The organism is Aureibaculum flavum (assembly GCF_016406085.1).
Classification (GTDB): domain Bacteria; phylum Bacteroidota; class Bacteroidia; order Flavobacteriales; family Flavobacteriaceae; genus Aureibaculum; species Aureibaculum flavum.
This window is the reverse complement of sequence record NZ_JAEHFJ010000004.1, coordinates 135,489-157,958: the sequence shown is the minus strand read 5'-3', so window position 1 is coordinate 157,958 and position 22,470 is coordinate 135,489. Positions and strand designations below refer to the sequence as shown.

Sequence of the window (22,470 nt, the reverse complement as noted above, 5' to 3'; positions counted from 1 at the left end):
GATGAAGTATTTTTTAACAGCTTTTGTTTCGTTATTATGTTTTAGTGCATTTGCACAAATATCAACCATTAAATTCATAGACACTTATATTAAAGTTGACGGACAGTTTAACGAAGGTGTTTGGCAACAATTACCAGAACATACGGGATTTTATAATTATTTACCTACAGATGTTGGTTTGGCAAAAAATCAAACAGTGGTAAAGCTATTTCATAATGGTGAGTTTTTATATGTGAGTGCTATTTATAAAGATTCAACAGAAGTAACACAAGTTAGCACATTAAAAAGAGATGTATCTATTTTTAATAGTGATTCCTTTATCATGATATTAGATACACAAAATCAAGAACAAAACGGATATTTCTTTGCGGTCAATTCGCTAGGTAATCAAACAGACGGTTTGGTAGGGCGTGTAAATGGTGGTTATGATCTAAGCTTTAGTTGGAATGCCATTTGGCAGTCGAAAGCTCTTTTAAATGGAAAGCATAAGCAATATGAAATCGCCATTCCTTTAAAATCTTTAAATTTTAATAGTGACAATTCAACTTTTGGGATTCAATTTTATGTTAGAGATGTTAAAAATAATTCTTGGACCATTCTAAAAAATGTAAAAAGGAATTATGCCAATTTAGACTTGCGTTTTACGGAAAAATTCCGAGTAGATAATCTTCCTAAAAAATCGGCTTCACGTTTTGCCGTAACACCTTCAATAACGGCAAATTATCAAAATAAAGTTACTGACAATACAGAAGAAACCAATTTTAAACCCAGTTTAGACGTACAATACAATCTCACTTCATCATTAAAGTTAGATGCTACTGTAAATCCTGATTTTTCACAGATTGATGTAGATCAACAAGTGACCAACCTAACCAGATTTGAAGTCAACTTTCCAGAACAACGTAACTTTTTTCTAGAAAACTCTGATTTATTTTCAAATTTAGGGGTTGATGGCGTAAATCCGTTTTATTCCAGAAGGGTAGGAGCTAATAATCCCATTCAGTTCGGATTAAAACTATCAGGAAACATATCTCCAAAAACCAGAATTGGGATATTAGATGTGCAAACAGATTCAGAAAATGACAATCCCACACAAAATTTTGGGGCATTGGTGGCAGAATATCAATTATCTAGAAATTTCACAACTACGGGCTTTCTCATTAACCGACAAGAAACGGATGGTTTTGAATTTATAAATGATTATATCCGTGTTACGGGGCTCAATCTAAACTACAAATCAGACAATAATAAATGGTTGGGTTTGGCCAATGTGGGTAAAAGTTTTAATGATGATTTTGCTAATGATAATAGTTTCTACAACGCCGGAATCTGGTTTAATAAACGAGGGTTAAGTGCCAATGCCAGCGTAAAAAATGTAGGTAAAAACTATATTACAGATATTGGTTTTACCCCCAGATTGTATCATTATGATGCTATCAATGACTTAATAATCAGAACGGGCTATACTGAAGCAAGCACAGGAATAGAATATGAAAAGTTTTATAAAAGTTCTAGCAAGATAAATTCTATACGTGTCGTTAACTTTAGCAACAATACCTATTTTGATGAAAATGGCAATTTAGATCAATCTTCATTTTTTTTAAACTCTGCGGTATTTTTTAAAGACCTTTCTGCCATTTACTATGTGTTTAATTACGATTATATCGATTTAAATTATGGTTTTGACCCTTTAGGAAAAGGAAATTCCTTAACTCCGGGTGAATACCGTTTCGGAATATTAAAAATAGGTTACAACTCCGCTAACAACCAAAAATTAAGATATCGCATTAATATACAACGAGGAACTTATTATAGCGGAAAAAGAACCGTTGCAGGGGCGTATTTAAACTACCAGTTATTGCCATTTGCCAATTTAGAATTTTCTTATGATATTAACAACATAGATTTGAATGACTTAGGCAAAGAAACGTTTCATTTAACCCGTTTTACAGGAGAAGTATTTTTTAACAACAGACTCAATTGGACTACCTATTTACAATACAATACCCAACGCGATAATTTTAATATTAACAGCCGTTTACAATGGGAATACAAACCTCTTTCTTATATTTATTTGGTAGTTTCTGATAATTATAATCAAGACATTACCCGTAAAAATTTGGGCATTGCCTTTAAAATGAACTATCGATTTGATTTTTAGATTCTCCGGAACCTTCGACTTCGAATATAAAAAACAGTATAAAAACCAACAGGGTTTTCCTACTATAATTTAGTTTTTTTTCTTTTTTAAATTTCTTTTGAAATACTTATTTAGTAACTTCATGAAACAGGTAAAGCATTTATAAATAAAACATTCAAAGGAGAATAGTGATATGAGTTTTTAATAAAAAAAAATTAAATTTACAACGATTAATAGATTAACTATTTTTATTGAGTCTATTCAAATTAGACTATAAATTACCAATTGAACAGAGGCAATAGAAAATGGTTTACATGTTATTATAAGTTTTATAAACAGTAACTTTGAACGTCAGATAAAACAAACTAAAGTTTAAATGAAAAACGAAACGCAAATAAAATGTCCCAATTGTGGCACTTCAATAGATGTTCAAGATATTCTATCACATCAATTAGAAGAAGAAATAAAACAAAAATACCAGTCGCAAATTGCTGAAGAAAAGAAGAAATATGAGCGTGAACAAGATAAATTAAAACAAGAAAAGCTTGATTTTGAACAAAAGAAAAGGAAAGAAAATCAACTATTTCAAGAACGCTTAGAAAATCAATTGAAAGCGGATAAAAAAGAAATAGAAGCGAAATTAAAACTAAAATTAAAAGAAGAACAGTCAGAGCAATTTGATGCGTTGCAAAAAGAATTAAATGAGAAATCTGAGCAGGTAAAAGAATTAAATCGATCTAAAGCTGAGATTGAAAAATTAAAGCGTGAAAAAGGAGAATTAAAAGAGGCTGCTGAAGCTGAGGCTCAAAAAAAACTTAATGAAATTCTTATTGGTGAAAAGGAGAAGATTAAAAAATTTGAAGAGGATAAAAATGAATTGCGTTTTAAAGAAATGCAAAAACAATTAGAAGACCAGAAAAAGCTTACCGAAGAAATGAAACGTAAGCAGGAACAAGGTTCCATGCAATTACAAGGAGAAGTTCAAGAATTAGCAATAGAGGAGTGGTTGGCATCAAAATTTCCTTTAGACACCATTGAAGAAATAAAAAAAGGAGCAAGAGGAGGAGATTGTATTCAAATTGTTCACTCTAGGACAGAACAAAACTGTGGTACCATTTATTACGAAAGTAAACGAACTAAAGATTTTCAACCGAGCTGGATTGAAAAATTTAAAGCTGATATACGAGATCGTGGTGCAAACATAGGCGTTCTAGTAACTGAAGTTATGCCCTCTGATATGGATAGAATGGGCTTAAAAGATGGCATTTGGATTTGTAATTATGATGAGTTTAAAGGTCTGTGTACCGTTTTAAGAGAAGGTATCTTACAAGTAAATAATGCCATTATTTCGCAAGAAAATAAAGGTGATAAAATGGATTTACTATATGATTATCTTACCAGTAGCACCTTTAGAATGCAGATAGAAGCTATTGTAGAAGGCTTTACTCAAATGAAATCTGATTTAGATAGTGAAAAGCGTTCCATGCAAAGAATTTGGAAACAAAGAGAAAAACAAATTGAAAAAGTGGTGACCAATACGATAGATATGTATGGTTCAATTAAAGGTATTGCGGGTAATGCCATACAATCCGTAAAAGCCTTGGAATTACCCGAGGGTGACGATGAATTGGACTTATAATCTAATTAAAAAAAATATTTTTTTGCTTAAAAAGAAATGCTAAAAACAACTAGAATCTTGCGGTAAGTCTACTGATATCTTGTTGTAAATCCGCTCTTTTTTCTAACATATTACCATATTCCAATAAATTACCATCGATAAAATAAGGCCTTCTGTCTAGTCAATATTCCAAAACGTCTATTACTGTTTTATTAATATAGATATAGGTTCACATTTGTAGTGTTAAACAAAACACACAAAAAATGAAAATCTATTTAATAATTGCAAGTTTGTTATTTACCCTCTTCAGTTTTGGGCAAGAAACGACATCAAACGCTACTAAGGTTTGGTCTTTGGAAGAATCCATAGCTTATGCTTTAGAACATAATATTACTGTAAAAGATGCAGCATTAAATACCACATTGGCAGAGGTGGATTATAACAGGTCTAAATCATCTAGATTGCCTAATCTATTTGGTAGTGCTTCGCAAAGTTTTTCTAGTGGAAATACTATTGATCCAATTACAAGTGATTATGTAACTGATCAAATTCACAGTACAAATATGGGGATTAATAGTTCTATGACATTGTTTCAAGGGAATCAATTAACCAATCAGATCAAACAAAACAAACTGTTTTTAGAGCAAAGTGTTTATCTAGAAGAAGTGGAAAAAAACAACATTGAGTTGGCTATTTTAGAAACTTATTTACAAGCTTTATATAGTAAAGAAAGCATAGTTATTGCTGAGAATAATTTAAAAACTTCTGAACAGGAAGTTATTCGAGCAAAAACGAGATTGGATGCAGGTACTATCGCATTAAATGATTATACCGATGCTCAAAGCCAAGCGGCCACCAACAAGTACAATATTATTACTGCAAAGAATAATTATCAACAATATATTATAGAGCTTAAGCAATTGTTGGAATTGGCTCCTACGGATACTTTAGAAATAGAATCTATTGATGAAAACATGGATCTAGTAAATCTAGAACTCAACCAAGTTGAAATCTATAGTAAAGCCTTAAAAGTTTTACCTGAAATTAATGCTAGTGATCTAAGTGTTGCGGCGAATGAAAAAGAATTAGATATAGCTAAAGGTGCGTACTTACCTTCATTGTCATTATCAGGAAGCTTAGGTTCTGGTTACACTAGTATTAATGACAATACATTTTCAGATCAGTTTGATATCAACTTCAATCAAAAATTAGGACTCTCATTAACGATTCCAATTTTCAATAGAAATCAAACAAAGGCGGCTGTACAAACGGCAAAAATAAATATTGAAAAAGCAGAAATTAAAAAGCAAACTACAGAAAAAGAACTCTATAGAAAAATAGAAACTGCATATCAAAATACAATATCGGCTCAAGAACAACTCATTGCAGCAGAAGCTTCTATGTTAGCCGCTGAGCAATCTTATAAATTGGCTCTAAAGAAATATGAATTAGGAGATTTAAGTACAACAGATTTAGTCATCAATCAAAACACTTATACAAATGCTCAGCAAAATTATTTACAATCAAAATATTTAAATATTCTATATCATCAATTATTACAATTTTACCAAGGAAACGATATCAAACTTTAATCTCAGAACTCATGAAAAATAAAAAGAAAATCATAATTACCAGTATCGTATTAGTCGTACTTGCAATCGTAGCTTATAGCTTTTTTAAAGGCGACGATGCTGTAATTATAGAAGCACAAACTGTTTTGGCCAAGAAAGGCAATGTTACAACTATGGTGACTGCTACAGGAACTATAGAACCTACTAATCAAGTCGATGTTGGTACACAAGTTTCAGGTGTTGTAGAGAAAGTCTTTGTGGATTACAATTCCGTAGTAAAGGAAGGGCAATTAATCGCAGAGTTAGATAAAACGAACTTACAAGCGTCACTTACACAAGCACAAGCTGCGTATGATAATGCCGTAAGTCAGAAAAATTATACGAAAACGATCTATGACAGACAGAAAACCTTATACGATAATCAAGTGATTAGTAAATCTGACTATGACGATGCAACGTATAATTACGAAACTGCAAAAGGAACCGTAACACAACGTTTATCAGATTTGCAAAAAGCAAAAACAAATTTAAGCTATGCCGATATTTATTCACCTATTGACGGAGTGGTATTATCAAGAGCCATTGAAGAAGGCCAAACCGTTGCAGCAAGTTATAGTACTCCAACCTTATTTACTATTGCACAAGATTTAAAAGAAATGCAAGTAGAAGCAGATGTAGATGAGGCAGATATAGGGCAAGTTAAAGAAGGGCAACGTGTAGAATTTACAGTAGATGCTTATATCGGTGAAACCTTTAGTGGTGAAGTAACACAAGTGCGTTTAGACCCTACAGTGACTTCAAATGTAGTAACTTATACAGTTGTCGTTAAAGCAGATAATGAAGATTTAAAATTGAAGCCAGGCTTAACAGCAACCATTTCAATTTTCACCTTAGAGTTGAATGATGTATTAACTGCAGAGGCTAAAGCCATCAACTTTAAACCAGAAAGAGAGGTGTTTGCTTCATATAATCAACAAAATGGCTTAGAAACAAAAAATAGCGAAAGATCTAGAGAAGCTACTGCACTTTGGGTGTTAGGTACTGATGGATCAATTACACCGAATATGGTAACACTTGGTGCTAGTGATGGTGTTAATGTGCAAATTTTAAGTGGCATTTCCGAAGGTGATAAATTAGTGTACAGTTTAAAAGGAGTTTCTAAATCGGAAGCTGGAACTGCAGAAAAAAGTGAAAGTCCTTTTATGCCACAACGACCAGGAGGTAACAGAAAATAATAGAGAACGATGAGTAAAGAAATCATAAAAATACAAGATTTAAAACGTGAGTTTACCATGGGCTCCGAAACGGTTCATGCGTTAAGAGGTATTTCCTTTGACATTAAGGAAGGTGAGTTTGTAACGATTATGGGATCTAGTGGATCTGGTAAAAGTACTATGCTAAATATTTTAGGATGTTTAGACCAACCTACTTCAGGAACTTATGAGATTGATGGTGTAAAAATGAAGGACTTAAGTAGAAATCAATTGGCAACGATAAGAAATGAAAAGATAGGATTTATTTTTCAATCTTATAACTTATTAGCTAGAACATCTGCCTTAGAAAATGTTGAGTTACCATTATTATATAATAGTAAAGTATCTACTGAAGAACGAAGAACTCGTGCTATTAAAGCTTTAGAAATGGTTGGTTTGTCTGATAGAATGGATCATACCCCTTCTGAACTTTCTGGAGGACAACAACAACGAGTTGCAATAGCCCGATCTTTAGTGAATAATCCAGTAATGATATTGGCCGATGAAGCTACGGGAAATTTAGATACGAGAACCTCTTATGAAATTATGTCGCTATTTCAAGAGTTAAACAAAAAGGGAATAACAATCACTTTCGTTACACATGAACCCGATATTGCCACTTTTAGTAGTAGAACTATTGTCCTAAAAGATGGAGATATTATACAGGACTATAATAATGAAAATGTTCAATCTGCAGCGGCAGAACTAGCAAAATTACCTAAACAAGACCATTAATTATGAGAGTATTAAACTTATTTAAAATCGCGACAAAGGCAATTATTCTTAATAAAACAAGAACATTGTTGACAATGTTAGGCATCATCATTGGTGTAGCATCTGTAATTGCAATGCTAGCCATTGGGGAAGGTTCCAAGGAAAGTATTCGTACTACAATTTCTGCTATGGGTTCTAATATGATTACCATTCAGCCTGGTGCAGACAGTAGAGGTCCGGCAAGAGGTAGTGGAGGAGATGTACAAACGTTAACATTAGAAAATTACGAGACTATAAAAGAACAGTCGGACTTAATTAGCTACATAACACCAGTAGTAAATGGTAGTGGACAAATTATCAACGGTTCTAACAACTGGCCTTCTTCAATTTATGGTGTAAACCCAGAATATTTAGACATTAAAGTGGTTGGTTTAAAAAGTGGAAGTATGTTTACAGATGCTGAGGTTAAATCGGCTTCTAAAGTGGCAGTAATTGGACAAACAGTTGTAGAAAATGTGTTTCCTGATGGACAAGAACCGGTAGGGCAAATGATTCGTTTTAATAATATTCCGTTTAAAGTAATTGGTGTATTAGAAGAAAAAGGAGAAAATACTTTTGGTCAAGATCAAGATGATGTTGTAATAGCTCCTTATACGACAGTACAAAAACGTATTCTAGCAATAGATCACTTAAACCAGATTATAGCATCGGCAATTAGTGAAGATGATGCACCAGCTGCCGTAGAACAGATAAGTAATATATTACGTACCGAACATAAATTATTAGATAGTGAAGAAGATGATTTTAGTGTGCGTTCTATGGAAGAATTAATTTCAACGTTTAGTTCAACTAGTGAAATGTTAACTATTTTATTAGTAGCTGTTGCCAGTATTTCTTTATTGATAGGTGGTATTGGAATTATGAATATTATGTATGTATCTGTAAAAGAGCGTACCAAAGAAATTGGTTTACGTATGGCTGTTGGTGCTAAAGGTGCTGATATTTTAATGCAATTTTTAATTGAAGCTATTTTAATAAGTATAACTGGCGGACTTCTAGGTGTTTTGTTAGGACTTGCAGCTACGGTATTTATTGAAGAATTCTTGAATTGGCCTACAAGTGTAGCCTTGTATTCTATTGTCATTTCATTTGCTGTATGTGCGGTAACTGGTATATTTTTCGGATGGTACCCCGCAAGAAAAGCATCAGCTTTAGATCCTATAACAGCATTACGTTATGAATAATAAATTAATAGTATTATAATGAAAATTTTTAAAAAGAACTCTCTTTTAGCTATTATTATAAGTTTGCTTTTTGTCACAAGCCTACAATATTGCTCTGATAAGAAAAAGGAATTGAAAACGGTTAAAACTGAAGTAAACAACTATGTACAAATAGCAACTGGTCAAATTTCCTCATATGGAGAAGATGGACAAGTAATTGCAACGTTGCAACAAGGTGATTCACTTTATGGTCAAGATGCCAATTATTTAAAGGGCAAGAAGATGTCTTATCAAAAAAGGGAAGATGGTATAACAACCGATGTAAACACGGGGTTGATGTGGCAAGAAATTCCAACATCAGAAGGATTCGATTGGCAAGGTGCTAAAGATTATGCAGAAAATTTAGAATTGGGTGGTTATGATGATTGGAGACTACCAACAGCTAAAGAATTGTACTCTATTAGTAATTTCAGTGAAGGATGGCCCTATTTAGACACCACCTATTTTTCGTTAGTAAATAATGATTTTGTTGATAAAAGTGAACAATATTGGACGAGTATTAAATATGTTGGTCATACCGAAGAAGGACAGTATACTGCTGTATTTGGTGTAAATCATGCTACTGGCCATATTAAAGCGTATGCAGGAGAAGAACCAAAAGACATGAAAGACCGAAAAGGACCACCTCCAAGTGGTGAAAATTCACAAGGACAAGAAAGACTAGAAGGTAAAGATACAGAAGGTAACCGACTGCTACCGCCAGGAAATGGAGAACGTCCAACTGGAAACCCGATGTTGAAACACGTTCGAGCAGTTCGTGGTGCTGTATATGGTAGTAATGATTTTAAAGATAATGGAAATGAAACCATTACAGATAAAGCAACTGGCTTAATGTGGTCTAAAAATGATAGTGGAATAGGTTTAGATTGGAAGAATGCATTAGTTTATGCAGAAGATTCTAAATTGGCTGGGCATTCAGATTGGCGTTTGCCAAACATTAAAGAGTTACAAGGAATTGTAGATTATGATTACGCTCCAGGAGCACAAGATACTTCAAAAGAAGGTCCAGCTATAGATCCTATTTTTAATAGTTCTGAAATTACCAATGAAAACGGTGATAAAGATTATCCTTACTTTTGGTCAAGTACATCTGCACGGTTCCAAAAAGGAAAACCATACTATTATGCTTGGTATGTGGCCTTTGGACGTGCGGTAAATAACGAAGGATTAGATTTTCATGGAGCAGGAGCAGTTCGGTTCGATACAAAACACGAAAATGGACCAGCTAGTGAAGGTGGAGAAAGGTATTACAACTATATTCGAATGGTTAGAAATGTTAAGTAATTATTCAAATTAAAAAACATGAAAAAAGATATAGACTTCGGTTTGTTGCTATTGAGAGTAGTAATTGGAGGACTAATGCTATTTCACGGAGTAGCAAAATTGAGTAACCTCGATGGTATTAAAAATATGCTTATAGAAGCTGGTTTACCAGAAATGATAGCATATGGTGTTTATATTACAGAATTAATAGCACCTGTGCTCATTATAATTGGGTTTAAAACCAGGTTAGCATCATTAGTCTTCTTCATTGGAATGATTACAGCTCTAGCTTTGGCACATTCAGAACATCTTTTTGCTATATCAAAAACAGGAGGTCTAGAAATTGAATTACTTTTGTTATATGCATTTGGAGGAATGGTACTCTTTTTTACGGGTTCAGGACGATATGCAGTGACCAGTTCTAATAATTGGGATTAATAATAAATAATACAAAATGCACAAAAATAAAAAAATAAGCATCCTTTCACATCTACTAGTTTGGCTTGTTCTATTTAGTATGCCTTATCTTTTATCTTATGGACAAGAACAAGATATTAATAGAGTTATTATTCATTTTTGGATTCCTTCCGTCTTATATGCTTTCATTTTTTATCTAAATTATTTTGTATTTATTGATAATTTTTTATTTGTAAAAAAAACGATTCAGTTCATTTTAATTAATATTATTATAATTACTTTTTTGATATTTTTCAAAGAGCAAATTGAAGTTTTATTTTTTGATGAACTTATCAAAAGACCTAATGATAAAAATGGAGATGGTCCTCCGTTTAAAATGTTTGTTTACATTCAAATGCTCACTTATATGGCTCCTTTACTTTTTTCGATTGCTATAAAAACAACCAAAAGATGGGTGAAAACAGAAGCGGAACATAAAGAAGCTCTTAATTTTAAGTTACAGTCTGAATTACAGCATTTACACTACCAACTACAACCTCATTTCTTTTTTAATTCATTGAATAACATTTATTCCTTGGTGGATATTTCACCAGATCAAGCTAAAAAATCGATACATAGCTTAAGTAAATTAATGCGGTATATGCTCTATGAAACGAATATGGAATTGGTACCGCTTTCAAAAGAGATTGACTTTTTGAAAAAATATATTGATTTAATGAAGTTACGTGTGTCTGATAAAACCGTAGTTAATTATAGTTTTCCATCAGAAGAAACAGGTATTAAAGTAGCTCCATTACTATTTATTTCATTAATAGAAAACGCTTTTAAACATGGTGTGTCTGCAAGTAAAGCGAGTGAAATTGAAATAAAAATGACAAAAAAAGATAGTACCGTATTATTTACCATTGAAAACGATAATTTTCCTAAAAAGACAGACGATAAAAGTGGATCTGGCATTGGACTTCAAAATTTAGAGAAACGGTTACAATTATTGTATCCAAATAAACATAGCTTTAAATCAAGTGTCATAAACAATCGTTTTTTAGTACATTTAGAAATTGAAACCGCTTAAGTTATGAGTAACCTAAAAATCACCTGTATTATTGTAGATGATGAGCCTATGGCTTTGAACTTAGTAGAGAGTTATGTTAAAAAAACACCTTTTTTAAGCTTAAAGAAAAAGTGTAGCAGTGCTATTGAAGCTATGGAGTATATCAAATCAGATCCGGTAGATTTACTTTTTTTAGATATTCAAATGCCAGATTTAACAGGTATTGAATTTTCTAAAATGTTACCCAAAACTACACGTGTAATTTTTACAACGGCCTTTGACCAATATGCGTTGGAAGGATTTAAGGTTGAAGCATTAGATTATCTCTTAAAACCCTTTGATTATGCTGAATTTTTAGCAGCAGCAAATAAAGCCAGTAATTGGTTTTCATTGATTAAAGGAAAACAACACACTGAAGTGTCTGAAGAAAAAGAATTTCTTTTCGTAAAATCAGAATACAAACAATTGCGTATAAAATTAGCAGATGTTCTTTATTTTGAAGGTTTAAAAGATTACATAAAAATATGGCTGAAAGACAATCCGAAGCCAATTTTAACATTGATGAGTTTGAAATCTTTACAGGAAGAATTACCAGAAACTCATTTTATGCGTGTACACCGTTCATTTATTGTTTCCTTAAAAAATATTGAAGTCATTGAACGTAGTCAGATTATTATCAATAACCAACGTATTACAATATCTGATCAATACAAACCCAAGTTTTTAACTTTTGTAAATAACAATTCACTTAATTTTTAATCTATAAATATCTCATATTAATAGATGAATTATGATATTTGGTCTATTTCACTTTTCGGTGGAAGTTCATTCTCGTAATTTCGCCGAAATTTAAAAACAATACATTATGAAGAAATTAACATTATCATTAGTAGTTCTAGTTACAATGGCAAGTTGTAATAGTCTAAAGAGTACAAATACATCGAGTATTGCTGATGCAGCAACATTGTTAGGTTCATTGAGTTCTAACTCAACTTTACAACAAATATCTAGTCTTTTCAGTTTATTAGATACTGATAAAAGTGAATCAATTAGTTCGACAGAAGCTATTGGCTCAGTTGCTGACAATTTTAACGTTTTAGATACAGATAATAATTCAAGCTTAAACCTAACTGAATTACAAGGTATACTTGGTTTTTTAAAATAATAAAGCATTTTGTAATAGAAAAGGGAAATACTTATTGGTATTTCTCTTTTTTTTTTAAAATCTTTAAACTAAAAAAAACATACGAAGTATATAATATTAGCACAAGCGTCGATAAAAAATATCAATCTATCGATTATCGTATTTTTTGGCTTAAAAGTTGAAATACAATTAAACGATTAATACAATGAATAGTCTAAGTATTAAATAAGTTAAATTAAAAACATTAATTATGAACTTTTCAAAGAAAAATCACAAACACAAAAAAACAAATAATTATTTGGTGAGTAAATCAATTATTAAAACATCAGTATTAGCTTTATTATTTTTAATGGCGTTTGCAACCGAGGTGTCCGGACAATCAAAAAGAAGTAGTACAACAACTACAACAGTTAAAAAAAAGACACCAGTTAAAAAAACAATACCTACAAAAAAAGTATCTCGTACTAAAGTAACATACAAAAAACCTACTAAAAAGGTTGTATCTGTACGAAGTGTACCAAATAAAAAAGTGATAAGCCATAATGGACAAAAATATTATTATGGTAACAATAAGTTCTATACATATTCTAGTGGACGTTATATAGCTATAGCTCCAAAAATTGGTTTTAGAATAAGTACTTTACCATCTAATTATAAAACAATTCGTTACAATAATTTTAATTATTATAATGTTGGAGGTATATTTTATACCCGAATAAATAATCAATATGAAGTTGTAGATCCAGAAATTGGTACTATCGTTTCTGAATTACCAGATGGTTATGAAAAAGTAGAAATAGATAATCAAACCTATTATGAATATGCCAATATTCTTTATGAAAAAGTTCAGGTAGATGGTACAAGAGCTTATGAGGTTGTAGGTATTATTGATATGGACTAAAGCGTTGGGTTTTTAGTAAATAATAACATTAAAATTTATAAATATGAAAAGTAACACAATTAAAGTAGGATTATTAGTTTTAGGATTAACGGCATTTGTTTCGAACAGTTCTTTTGGACAAGAAGGAAAACAAGACAGAAAAAAACCGACTTACAGTGAATTATTAAAAAAGATGGATGCTAATGAAGACGGCAAACTTGCTAAAGCCGAGGTCAAAGGTTTATTAGAAGAAAATTTTGATAAAATCGACACTGATAAAGATGGTTTTATTTCTGAAAAAGAATTTGAAAATGTACCAAAGCCCGAAAGAAAAGGGAAAAGGAAACAAAATTAAAATTAAGTAAAAGTAAGTTGAATTATTTGAGTCGTTTTGTTAAAAGTTTCGTAAGCAATTGCGAGGCTTCTTTTAAACTAGCACAAGTTTTTTTAAATAATACATCTAAACTTATAACAGAAAAAATAATATCATGAAGAATTACAATTTAAAAATCACACTTACCATTTTATTTACACTTTTCTATGTCTCCATTTATGCACAAAGACGTGGTGGACAACGTGGAGGGAATAGAGGAGGGCAAAATGGTGGGCAACAAGATGCTGCCCAAATCTTTAAAAAACTAGACACTAATAACGATGCTAAAATTGACGTTGACGAAGCCTCAAAAGCAAAAAGAGGTAATATTTCTCAAAATTTTGACAACATAGATACCAATGATGACAAGTTTATTGATCTAGCAGAATTAGAAGCATCTTTAAATGGTAGAGCCAGGAAAAAAGAATCTGCAGAAAATATAATGAAAGCAGCAGATGATAATAAAGATGGAAAATTAAATAAATTGGAAATAGCCGCAAAAGAACAACTTTTTCTAACCAATAATTTTGATGCTATTGATACCAATCGAGATAACGAAATCGATTTGGAAGAATTAAAAGCATACATGGCAAAATCAGACACAAAAAAAACCAAAAAACGTAAAAAAAATTAATGAAATAAAATACTGCCACCATATTAAAAGCATTATAAATATCAGTGTTTAGTGGGTATAACGGTTAAAAAAGTGTTGCCACAATCTATTTTATAACTGGAGGTAAAGACAAAATCTAAAATTTGGCACGAACATGTTATTTTGCTAGGAAGACTTCAAGAAAACATGGATGATAACGATTGTAAAAATTTTAATGCTAAAGGTGTGGTAAGATTATGAAAAAGGTTTTGTAAAAGAAAAGTAAAAGGTAAAAGGTTATTCACAACTATTAGATTTACAATCAAATAACACATTTAGGTTGGAGATAAAACGTACGGCTACTTTCCAATACAATATATAATAATCCTAATAAACTAAAGGATTGAGGAGTTTAGGTGTTAGAAAGATGTACTCTTTTGTTATCATCTGATTTGGCTAATCTTGCTTATAAAACTAGAAGTTGTTCTCTATAATTCGCTTTATCTATGGAAATATTTTTTTCATCGATAAATTTAGTGAATTGTTATATTTTTATTTTCAATACAAAGAGGTAGCAGTACTTTCGAGGAAATTTAAAAATATAATAGTATGAAGAAAATCACATTATCATTAGTAGTGATGGTTACAATGGCAAGTTGTAATAGTCAAAAGAGTACAAATACATCAACTATCGCTGATGCGGCAACACTATTAAGCTCATTGAGTTCAAAAGCTACTGTACAACAAATATCAAGTCTCTTCAGTTTATTAGATGTAGACAAAAACGAAGCCATAAGCTCAACAGAGGCTATTGGATCATTTGCAGATAATTTTAACGTACTAGATACTGATAATAATTCAAGTTTAAATCTTACTGAATTACAAGGTTTACTTGGCTTATTAAAATAATTAAGCATTTTGTTATAAAAAAGAGAATTACTTTAGGGTATTTCTCTTTTTTTTAAAACAACTTAAGAGAAAAAATTGTTGAAGTATAGAGAATTATCATAAACGTCGATAAAAAGTTACCATCTATCGATAATCAGATTTTTTGGCTTAGAAATTGAAATGGATTAAACGATTAATACATTTTATAGTCTAAGTATTAAGAAGAAGTTAAATCAAAAAACATATATTATGAACTTTTCAAAGAAAAATCACGAACACCAAAAATCAAATAATTATTTGGTGAGTAAAACAATATTAAAAGCATCTATTTTGACATCACTATTGTTGATGGCATTTACAACCGAAGTTTCGTCACAATCGAGACGAAGTAGTACCACTAAAAAAGTTACCAGAACAACAACGGTAAAAAAAGCGACACCAAGTAGGAGAATTTCTAGTACTAAGGTAACCTATAAAAGACCCACACGAAAAGTGGTATCAGTACGTAATGTACCTAATAGAAAAGTGATTAATCATAACGGTCAACGATATTATTATAACAATAACAGGTATTATACCTATTCAAGAGGGCGTTATATTTCCATTGCACCTAAAGTTGGGTTTAGAATTAGAACAATGCCTGCTCATTACAAAAGAGTACGTTTTAATACCATCAATTATTATTATGTGTCAGGTATATTTTACACACAACTAAATAATGAATATGAGGTGGTAGATCCAAAAGTGGGAACCATAATATATGAATTGCCAGATGATTATGAAAAAGTAGTCATTGATGGACAAACTTACTATGAATACGCTAACATTCTTTATGAAAAAGTTCAGGTATATGGTACAAGAGCTTATGAAGTGGTTGGTGTCATAGAATTAGATAATTAAAAAAGATAAATTAGTATTTTGAGTTAGTTTAAAAGGCTTCGTGTTTTATATAGGAGGCCTTTTATTTTTTTCCACTTAAAATAGCATATACCAATTCCTTCGTCAATGGCTGTTCACCCGCTTTTTCTCTAATTTCTTTAAATGAGAATCTAAAATCACAGCCTGACTTATAAGCACTACAACCATAACTTTCCTTGCCTTTTATAATCGTTCCTTTTTTACATTTAGGACAAATTAAGGCATCTGAAGTTGGTTTTTTAGTCGTTTTCTTTTCTTCTAAAACCAAATTAAACTGGTTATCAAAACGTACAAGACCTTCCACAGTTCCATGATCAGATCTAAACCCTTTTAAGTTTACAGTAGATTCTTTTAGAAGTAAACGAATCCATTGCTTTTCTGAAATTTTCTTATCCATAAAGGAAAACGGAAGTACAAAATTACATCCATTTTTGTAATTGCTACAACCATAAGCACTCTTACCTTTTAAGAGTGTTCCTTTTTTACATTTCGGACAAGTTTCTGCTGTAATTCCCGATACTTTTTTAATCTTTTTCTCTTTTTCGCGATTTTGCAATACTGTATTTTGAGAAATGTTAGCACGTTTAGTTTCACTTCGTACTTCATAAACCAATTGATCTACCATACGTTTCATATTCTTTATAAAAGTACCCGCACTAAATTCTCCTTTTTCAATATCTTTTAATTGTTTTTCCCATTTACCCGTTAACTCTGCTGATTTTAACAATTCATTTTGAATGGTTTCAATCAATCGAATTCCTGTAACTGTTGGAATCAACTGTTTTTTATTTCGTTTAATATACTGTCTTCTAAACAGTGTTTCAATAATATTTGCTCTTGTTGAAGGTCTACCAATACCATTGTCTTTCATTAGATCTCTCAACTCATCATCATCTACTTGTTTTCCGGCTGTTTCCATAGCACGTAGGAGGGAAGCCTCCGTAAATTGATTCGGTGCTTTGGTTTGTTTTTCCAAAAAAGAGGGTTCATGTGGCCCTTTTTCACCCTTAACAAAATTAGGAAGCATACCACTTTCATTAGTTGTTGTTTCCGCATTTTTATTTTCAAAGACAACTCGCCATCCTTTTTTTAAAATTTCCTTTCCTGTAGTTTTAAAATTAACTTCAGCAGCTTTACCAATTACAGTCGTGTTTGAAACAGAACAATCTTCATAAAAAACAGCAATAAAACGTCTCGTAATAATGTCATAGACTTGTTGTTGATTGTATTGCAAAGGAATTTGTACACCAGTTGGAATTATAGCATGGTGATCGGTTACTTTTTTATCATTAAAAACTCTACTCGATTTCTTTATTTTTTTTCCTAATAAGGGTTGTGTTAATTCTGCGTATTTGGTTAGATTCTTAAGAATACCTGCGACTTTAGGATACACATCATTTGGTAAAAAAGTAGTATCCACACGAGGATAAGTAACTACTTTTTGTTCATATAATTTTTGGACTATTTTTAAGGTTTCATCTGCTGAAAAGCTGAATCTTTTATTACAATACACCTGCAATCCTGTTAAGTCGAACAGTTTTGGTGCATAATCTTTTCCTTTCTTTTTTGTGGCCGAAACAATTTCAAACTCATCTTCTTTCACCTTATCGGCCAATATTTGTCCATCTTCCATGTTGAGAAAACGACCTTCTTCGTAACTAAACAATGTTTCACGATACAATGTTTGTAATTCCCAATAAGCTTGAGGTTTAAAGTTTTCAATTTCTAAGAATCGATTGACCACCATAGCCAAAGTTGGTGTTTGTACGCGTCCTACAGAAAGAACTTGCTTATAACCTCCATGTTTTACAGTGTATAAACGTGTAGCATTCATTCCTAAGAGCCAATCGCCAATTGCTCTAGAAAACCCTGCATAATAAAGATTATCATAATCTTCTGAAGGTTTTAATTTTTGGAACCCCTCTTTTATTGCTTCGGTAGTTAAGGAAGAAATCCACAATCGTTCCACTTTCCCCTTATAACCCGCTTGATCTAAAACCCATCGCTGAATCAATTCTCCTTCTTGACCCGCATCCCCACAATTGATAACTACTTCCGCTTTATCAAATAGACTTTTAACAATATTAAATTGCTTTTGAATACCCGTATTATCAACAACTTTAGTCATAAATTTTTCGGGAAGCATGGGGAGATTATTCAAATCCCAACTCTTCCAATGGGGTTTATAATCGTTGGGCTCCATTAATGTACATAGATGGCCAAAGGTATAGGTTACTGCATATCCATTACCTTCATAATAGCCATCATGTCTTGTTTTTGCACCTAATACTTCCGCAATTTCTCGGGCTACACTTGGTTTTTCGGCAATACAAACCTTCATTTAAATAGTTGTTTAAAGTGTTGCAAAATAATCATAAAAAAGAGTAGCGGCAAGAATAATTAAAATTAAGGTTTTTGATTAGAAAACAAGCACTAAAACAATTTTCTTATGACTGATATAAATCATTGTGTTACAAATAATAAGATTATAAATTGAAGTAAAATTAATTTTAATAGTAAATAATAATTTAAACTATAATTTCAATAACAATGTAAAATTTATCAACATGAAAACCTCAAATCATATATCCCGTTTTTTTCAAGTAACCATTAGTTTTTTAGTCCTTTTTGTTTTATTTGTGCTTGTAAGTTTTAAAGATAACGGAAAATTAGCTGCTATTAATGATAAAGTGCAATCTGCTCAAGAAACTAAAGGCAAAATTGAGGCCGTATGGCACGTTAAAGGTATTTATCCTGATGGTAGGCTATTAAATATTATTGCTGTAGATGCTTACGGAGAATCATATAAAGTAAAAGCCCTTCAAAGAGGAGATCAAAGAACGCTTATGAGTATTAAGGCTTTGGTTAATGATAAAATTATTTCTGTTAAATTATTGGTAAATGAAGGCAAACAGACTCCACTTGTAGCCATCGCTAAAGATAGTAGTGTATATCAAATTAAAGCAGTGGCACCCAATGGTGAACGTTTAAGTGTTAGGGGTGTATTACGTTCTGGAAATATTATTCATATAAAAGTAATAGGTAAAAATGGTGAATTCTACGGTCTAAAAGCAATTTCTCCAGAAGGTCAACTACACGATATAAAAGGTGTTAAAACCAAGAAAGAAGATTTAGAATATACCCTTTTTGGAGCAAATGTTTATGCTCATGTTAAAGCGATACCGCAAGCTGCAGCCGCTGATGACAATTTTCTTTGGCATATTGTAGGAGTGCACCCTGAAGGATATTTCCTAGAAGTCAAAGCATTAGATGATAAAGGAAATACATTTGATGTCAATGCTATTTTAGATTCAGACCAACGAAGTTTAATAAACATAAAAGCTTTTAAAAGTGATACAGAAATATTGCCAGTTAAAATAGTGTCAAGTAAAGATAATTATAAAACAGTAGCAGCCATAGGTGAAAAAGGATCTATTTACAAATTGGTGGCCATTGATAAAAATGGAGATCAATTGGAAGTAAAAGGAGTTCGTGAATTTGAGAATATAATTGATATAAAAGTAATAAATAAAAAAGGTGAATATTATGGCGTTAAAGCCATTTCTCAAGCAGGTCAAATGAATGATGTAAAAGGAATGAAAATGTTAAATGAACCTATTGAAATGAAAATAGACACCGTGGCCATATATGCTCATGTAAAAGCTTTTCAACAAGTATATTAAGTAGATCAATAAGTGTTATTTTTTACAATTATATTACTACTTTTTTATATAAATAATTCTTTTAAGAATAGTTCATTACTATTCTAAAATGATTGTTAGTTTTGTCGGCAATTAAAAATTCAAAACTAAATGTCATTTAAAGAAAAGTTAACAGTGCTATTGTTACTAATTGTTGTGCAATTATCATTTGGACAAATTAAAGGAAAAATTGTAGATGCATCTGATAATTCTCCATTAGAATTTGCAACCGTAGCCCTTTTTAATTCTGAAGATGGTACTGCCATAAATGGTGTAATTACAGAAGCAGATGGTGCTTTTTATTTCGCTAATATAAAAACAGGAACCTATTATATTGAAGCTTCATTTTTAGGTTATACCACACTTAAAATTAAAAGCATTGTGGTTTCTAAAAAGGGGGTATTGGTAGATTTAGCTACTGTCAAACTAACGATGGGCAATGAATTGAATGAAGTAATAGTAAAAGGAGAAAAAGCGACCGTGGTTCATAAAATTGACCGTCAAGTATTTGATACTAAAAAATATCAAAGTAGTGAAGGCGGTAATGCTGTAGATATTATAAAAAACTTACCATCTGTTAGTGTAGATGGCCAGGGAGCTATTAGTGTTAGAGGAAGCCAAGGATTTGCTGTTCTGATTAATGGTAAGCCTACACAAGGCGATGCAAGTGCAATATTAGCACAATTACCAGCAAATGCCTTACAAAGTGTAGAATTGATTACTGCTCCTTCTGCAAAGTATGATCCGGAAGGAAAAGGTGGTATTTTAAATATTATTACTAAAAAAGGTGCTACTGATGGGGTTTATGCTCAAGTTAATGTGCGTGGCGGATTCCCTTCTATAGAACCTTATGACACGAAAGTTGATGCCCAACGTTATGGCATAGATGCTACTGTCAATAAAAGAAATGACAAGTGGAATCTTTCTTTTGGAGCCAGCTATCAACGTAACGATAAATCGGGTAGGCGAGAAGGCGATATGTTCATTGTTAACGATGCCGAAAATAAAACTACTTTTCTCCCTTCTGATGGAGAACGAAGCTTTGATGAAATTACTTATAACGGTCGCTTCAATGTTGTTTTTACACCCAACGATGCTGACACCTATTCTCTAGGTTTATTTGCAGGAAAACACACGAAAGATAGATTAGCTGATATAGTATATTACGATAATCATGCGGTTTCGCCTATTGGAAGTGACAACAGAATTTATACATTGCAATATTATAATCACAATTTAAGAATTAGAAAAGGAGACTTTGCCTTAGGTAGCTTTGACTATACTCATAAATTTAAAAACGAATCTAAAATAGCTGCGTCTATATTATATGAATACACTTTTTTAGGTGGCCCAACGGTTAATGACAATTTAGGATACCCCGATAACAATATTATTTATCAAGAAGAGTATAATACCAATGACAATCCACTCTACGGTACACGTATTAATTTAGATTATTAATGGAAACCGTTTGTTTTCGGAACCATAGAAACAGGATATCAATTTCGTAATTTAGATCACTCTGGAGAGTTTGTATACGAGCGAAACGGAAATTTGGTCTCTGAGTTTTCTTCAGATATTGAAATGAAAAGAACCATTCATTCCGGTTATTTACAATTAACAGGAGCCAAAAATAAATGGGATTATGCTGCAGGTATACGTTTAGAATCTATGGATAGAACTTATGAAGAATCTTTAAAAAGTGTAGCTACCGCAAACATTTACAAATATGATTTCTTTAAACTATTTCCATCGGCCTCTGTTCAATATAAAGTGAATGACAAAACCAATCTTAAGGCGGCATATAGCAAAAGGTTAGAACGCACTACTACTTTTAAAATGAACAGTTTTGCAGAACGTGAACATTCAGAGGTTTTTGAACAAGGTGATAACACATTATTACCAGAATTTATCGACTTGGTAGAATTGGGTATCACAAAAAATATGGGGAAAGGTAATTCCGTATATGCCACAGCCTATTATAGGCATGTAGATAATGTTATCAATCGTGTCAACACCTTGGCTTATGAGCCGAATGGTGCTGTAATTGATAGTATTATTAATAGAGTGTATTCTAATGTAGGTAAGAGTAATGCTGTTGGATTGGAAATAGGAGCAACGATAAAGCCCACTAAAAATTGGACTAATTTTGTAGGTTTTAACATTTACAATTATGCCATAGCTGGTGCTTTAAATTTCAACCATAGAGATGGTATAGAAAGAACCTATACCATTGATTCTAAAGCTACTATTTATTCAGTCAATCTAAATTCTACCTATTCTTTTTGGCAAAATGCATCTGTTCAACTCTCTTTTAATTATTTATCAGATAGAAATACAGCCATGGGTGAAGATTCTAGATTTTATGCTCCAAACTTAACCCTTAAAAAATCATTTTTAGATAATAAGTTAACAGCAACGTTGCAATGGCAAAATATAGATATGGGCTTATTAAACACCAATGAGCAACGTATTACAACGTCAAGACCAGGTCAATTTTATACAACCACCAATTATGTTTATGAAGTAGATATGGTATCGTTAAACCTATCATATACATTTAATGCAGCTAAGAATAAAGCTAAATTTATTGATAGTGAATTTGGAAAGCGAGAATTTTAAAACTTAATTTCCACCTGTTTAGAAACATAAGAAGTAATTTAA

The 22,470-nt window shown here is 31.7% G+C and carries 19 protein-coding genes and 1 pseudogene; 19 read left to right on the top strand and 1 reads right to left on the bottom strand.

Annotation, left to right across the window (positions count from 1 at the left end):
• The first annotated feature begins 1 nt into the window (after position 1).
• The 16 genes from JBL43_RS09495 (at position 2) to JBL43_RS09420 (ending at position 16,087) form a co-directional block, all read left to right on the top strand.
• Positions 2-2,161 (top strand): DUF5916 domain-containing protein, encoded by a 2,160-nt coding sequence (locus JBL43_RS09495; protein ID WP_198841216.1) that lies wholly within the window; start codon positions 2-4, stop codon positions 2,159-2,161.
• Positions 2,162-2,516: 355 nt separating this feature from the next.
• The gene (locus JBL43_RS09490; protein WP_198841215.1) at positions 2,517-3,779 is read left to right on the top strand and encodes a DUF2130 domain-containing protein; all 1,263 of its coding nucleotides are present in this window, start codon (positions 2,517-2,519) and stop codon (positions 3,777-3,779) included.
• A 242-nt stretch (positions 3,780-4,021) separates the two neighbouring features.
• Entirely contained in the window at positions 4,022-5,350 is a 1,329-nt protein-coding gene (locus tag JBL43_RS09485; protein WP_198841214.1) for a TolC family protein, read from the top strand.
• A gap of 11 nt (positions 5,351-5,361) precedes the next feature.
• Positions 5,362-6,564, top strand: a complete 1,203-nt coding sequence (locus tag JBL43_RS09480) for an efflux RND transporter periplasmic adaptor subunit (protein ID WP_198841213.1) — start codon at positions 5,362-5,364, stop codon at positions 6,562-6,564.
• 9 nt (positions 6,565-6,573) lie between these two features.
• On the top strand, positions 6,574-7,317 hold the full coding sequence (locus JBL43_RS09475; RefSeq protein WP_198841212.1) for an ABC transporter ATP-binding protein: 744 nt from the start codon (positions 6,574-6,576) through the stop codon (positions 7,315-7,317).
• 2 nt (positions 7,318-7,319) lie between these two features.
• The gene (locus JBL43_RS09470) at positions 7,320-8,540 is read left to right on the top strand and encodes an ABC transporter permease (RefSeq protein ID WP_198841211.1); all 1,221 of its coding nucleotides are present in this window, start codon (positions 7,320-7,322) and stop codon (positions 8,538-8,540) included.
• Between the two features lie 18 nt (positions 8,541-8,558).
• A complete protein-coding gene (locus JBL43_RS09465) occupies positions 8,559-9,863 on the top strand; it encodes an Lcl C-terminal domain-containing protein (RefSeq protein ID WP_198841210.1) in 1,305 nt (434 codons plus the stop codon).
• An 18-nt stretch (positions 9,864-9,881) separates the two neighbouring features.
• On the top strand, positions 9,882-10,280 hold the full coding sequence (locus JBL43_RS09460) for a DoxX family protein (protein WP_198841209.1): 399 nt from the start codon (positions 9,882-9,884) through the stop codon (positions 10,278-10,280).
• 16 nt (positions 10,281-10,296) lie between these two features.
• Entirely contained in the window at positions 10,297-11,331 is a 1,035-nt protein-coding gene (locus JBL43_RS09455; protein ID WP_198841208.1) for a sensor histidine kinase, read from the top strand.
• Between the two features lie 3 nt (positions 11,332-11,334).
• The gene (locus tag JBL43_RS09450) at positions 11,335-12,069 is read left to right on the top strand and encodes a LytR/AlgR family response regulator transcription factor (protein WP_198841207.1); all 735 of its coding nucleotides are present in this window, start codon (positions 11,335-11,337) and stop codon (positions 12,067-12,069) included.
• 106 nt (positions 12,070-12,175) lie between these two features.
• Complete coding sequence (locus JBL43_RS09445; protein ID WP_198841206.1) at positions 12,176-12,475, top strand: hypothetical protein; 300 nt, start codon at positions 12,176-12,178, stop codon at positions 12,473-12,475.
• A gap of 229 nt (positions 12,476-12,704) precedes the next feature.
• Entirely contained in the window at positions 12,705-13,355 is a 651-nt protein-coding gene (locus JBL43_RS09440; RefSeq protein WP_198841205.1) for a DUF6515 family protein, read from the top strand.
• A gap of 43 nt (positions 13,356-13,398) precedes the next feature.
• Entirely contained in the window at positions 13,399-13,689 is a 291-nt protein-coding gene (locus tag JBL43_RS09435) for an EF-hand domain-containing protein (protein ID WP_198841204.1), read from the top strand.
• A gap of 133 nt (positions 13,690-13,822) precedes the next feature.
• A complete protein-coding gene (locus JBL43_RS09430) occupies positions 13,823-14,341 on the top strand; it encodes a CREC-EF hand family protein (protein ID WP_198841203.1) in 519 nt (172 codons plus the stop codon).
• Between the two features lie 567 nt (positions 14,342-14,908).
• Positions 14,909-15,208, top strand: a complete 300-nt coding sequence (locus tag JBL43_RS09425; protein WP_198841202.1) for a hypothetical protein — start codon at positions 14,909-14,911, stop codon at positions 15,206-15,208.
• A gap of 228 nt (positions 15,209-15,436) precedes the next feature.
• Entirely contained in the window at positions 15,437-16,087 is a 651-nt protein-coding gene (locus tag JBL43_RS09420; protein ID WP_233098745.1) for a DUF6515 family protein, read from the top strand.
• A 61-nt stretch (positions 16,088-16,148) separates the two neighbouring features.
• Here JBL43_RS09420 and JBL43_RS09415 read toward each other — a convergent pair whose 3' ends face one another.
• Entirely contained in the window at positions 16,149-18,446 is a 2,298-nt protein-coding gene (locus JBL43_RS09415) for a DNA topoisomerase 3 (RefSeq protein WP_198841201.1), read from the bottom strand.
• A 226-nt stretch (positions 18,447-18,672) separates the two neighbouring features.
• On the opposite strand from JBL43_RS09415, the gene JBL43_RS09410 reads away from it, so the two are divergent.
• From JBL43_RS09410 to JBL43_RS20250, 3 genes and pseudogenes are all read left to right on the top strand, one after another.
• The gene (locus JBL43_RS09410; RefSeq protein WP_198841200.1) at positions 18,673-19,788 is read left to right on the top strand and encodes a DUF7486 family protein; all 1,116 of its coding nucleotides are present in this window, start codon (positions 18,673-18,675) and stop codon (positions 19,786-19,788) included.
• Between the two features lie 129 nt (positions 19,789-19,917).
• Positions 19,918-21,267, top strand: a complete 1,350-nt coding sequence (locus JBL43_RS20255; RefSeq protein ID WP_233098744.1) for a TonB-dependent receptor — start codon at positions 19,918-19,920, stop codon at positions 21,265-21,267.
• An 18-nt stretch (positions 21,268-21,285) separates the two neighbouring features.
• Positions 21,286-22,428 (top strand): annotated as a pseudogene (locus tag JBL43_RS20250) (outer membrane beta-barrel family protein); the annotation flags it as partial.
• Positions 22,429-22,470: the final 42 nt, after the last annotated feature.

Bases quoted from the DNA above. Each gene is read 5' to 3' on its own strand.
- JBL43_RS09460 (WP_198841209.1), top strand. From the start codon at position 9,882: ATGAAAAAAGATATAGACTTCGGTTTGTTGCTATTGAGAGTAGTAATT.
- JBL43_RS09430 (WP_198841203.1), top strand. From the start codon at position 13,823: ATGAAGAATTACAATTTAAAAATCACACTTACCATTTTATTTACACTT.
- JBL43_RS09450 (WP_198841207.1), top strand. From the start codon at position 11,335: ATGAGTAACCTAAAAATCACCTGTATTATTGTAGATGATGAGCCTATG.
- JBL43_RS09410 (WP_198841200.1), top strand. From the start codon at position 18,673: ATGAAAACCTCAAATCATATATCCCGTTTTTTTCAAGTAACCATTAGT.
- JBL43_RS09445 (WP_198841206.1), top strand. From the start codon at position 12,176: ATGAAGAAATTAACATTATCATTAGTAGTTCTAGTTACAATGGCAAGT.
- JBL43_RS09465 (WP_198841210.1), top strand. From the start codon at position 8,559: ATGAAAATTTTTAAAAAGAACTCTCTTTTAGCTATTATTATAAGTTTG.
- JBL43_RS09415 (WP_198841201.1), bottom strand. From the start codon at position 18,446: ATGAAGGTTTGTATTGCCGAAAAACCAAGTGTAGCCCGAGAAATTGCG.
- JBL43_RS09440 (WP_198841205.1), top strand. From the start codon at position 12,705: ATGAACTTTTCAAAGAAAAATCACAAACACAAAAAAACAAATAATTAT.
- JBL43_RS09470 (WP_198841211.1), top strand. From the start codon at position 7,320: ATGAGAGTATTAAACTTATTTAAAATCGCGACAAAGGCAATTATTCTT.
- JBL43_RS20255 (WP_233098744.1), top strand. From the start codon at position 19,918: ATGTCATTTAAAGAAAAGTTAACAGTGCTATTGTTACTAATTGTTGTG.
- JBL43_RS09420 (WP_233098745.1), top strand. From the start codon at position 15,437: ATGAACTTTTCAAAGAAAAATCACGAACACCAAAAATCAAATAATTAT.
- JBL43_RS09485 (WP_198841214.1), top strand. From the start codon at position 4,022: ATGAAAATCTATTTAATAATTGCAAGTTTGTTATTTACCCTCTTCAGT.
- JBL43_RS09435 (WP_198841204.1), top strand. From the start codon at position 13,399: ATGAAAAGTAACACAATTAAAGTAGGATTATTAGTTTTAGGATTAACG.
- JBL43_RS09455 (WP_198841208.1), top strand. From the start codon at position 10,297: ATGCACAAAAATAAAAAAATAAGCATCCTTTCACATCTACTAGTTTGG.
- JBL43_RS09425 (WP_198841202.1), top strand. From the start codon at position 14,909: ATGAAGAAAATCACATTATCATTAGTAGTGATGGTTACAATGGCAAGT.
- JBL43_RS09480 (WP_198841213.1), top strand. From the start codon at position 5,362: ATGAAAAATAAAAAGAAAATCATAATTACCAGTATCGTATTAGTCGTA.
- JBL43_RS09490 (WP_198841215.1), top strand. From the start codon at position 2,517: ATGAAAAACGAAACGCAAATAAAATGTCCCAATTGTGGCACTTCAATA.
- JBL43_RS09495 (WP_198841216.1), top strand. From the start codon at position 2: ATGAAGTATTTTTTAACAGCTTTTGTTTCGTTATTATGTTTTAGTGCA.
- JBL43_RS09475 (WP_198841212.1), top strand. From the start codon at position 6,574: ATGAGTAAAGAAATCATAAAAATACAAGATTTAAAACGTGAGTTTACC.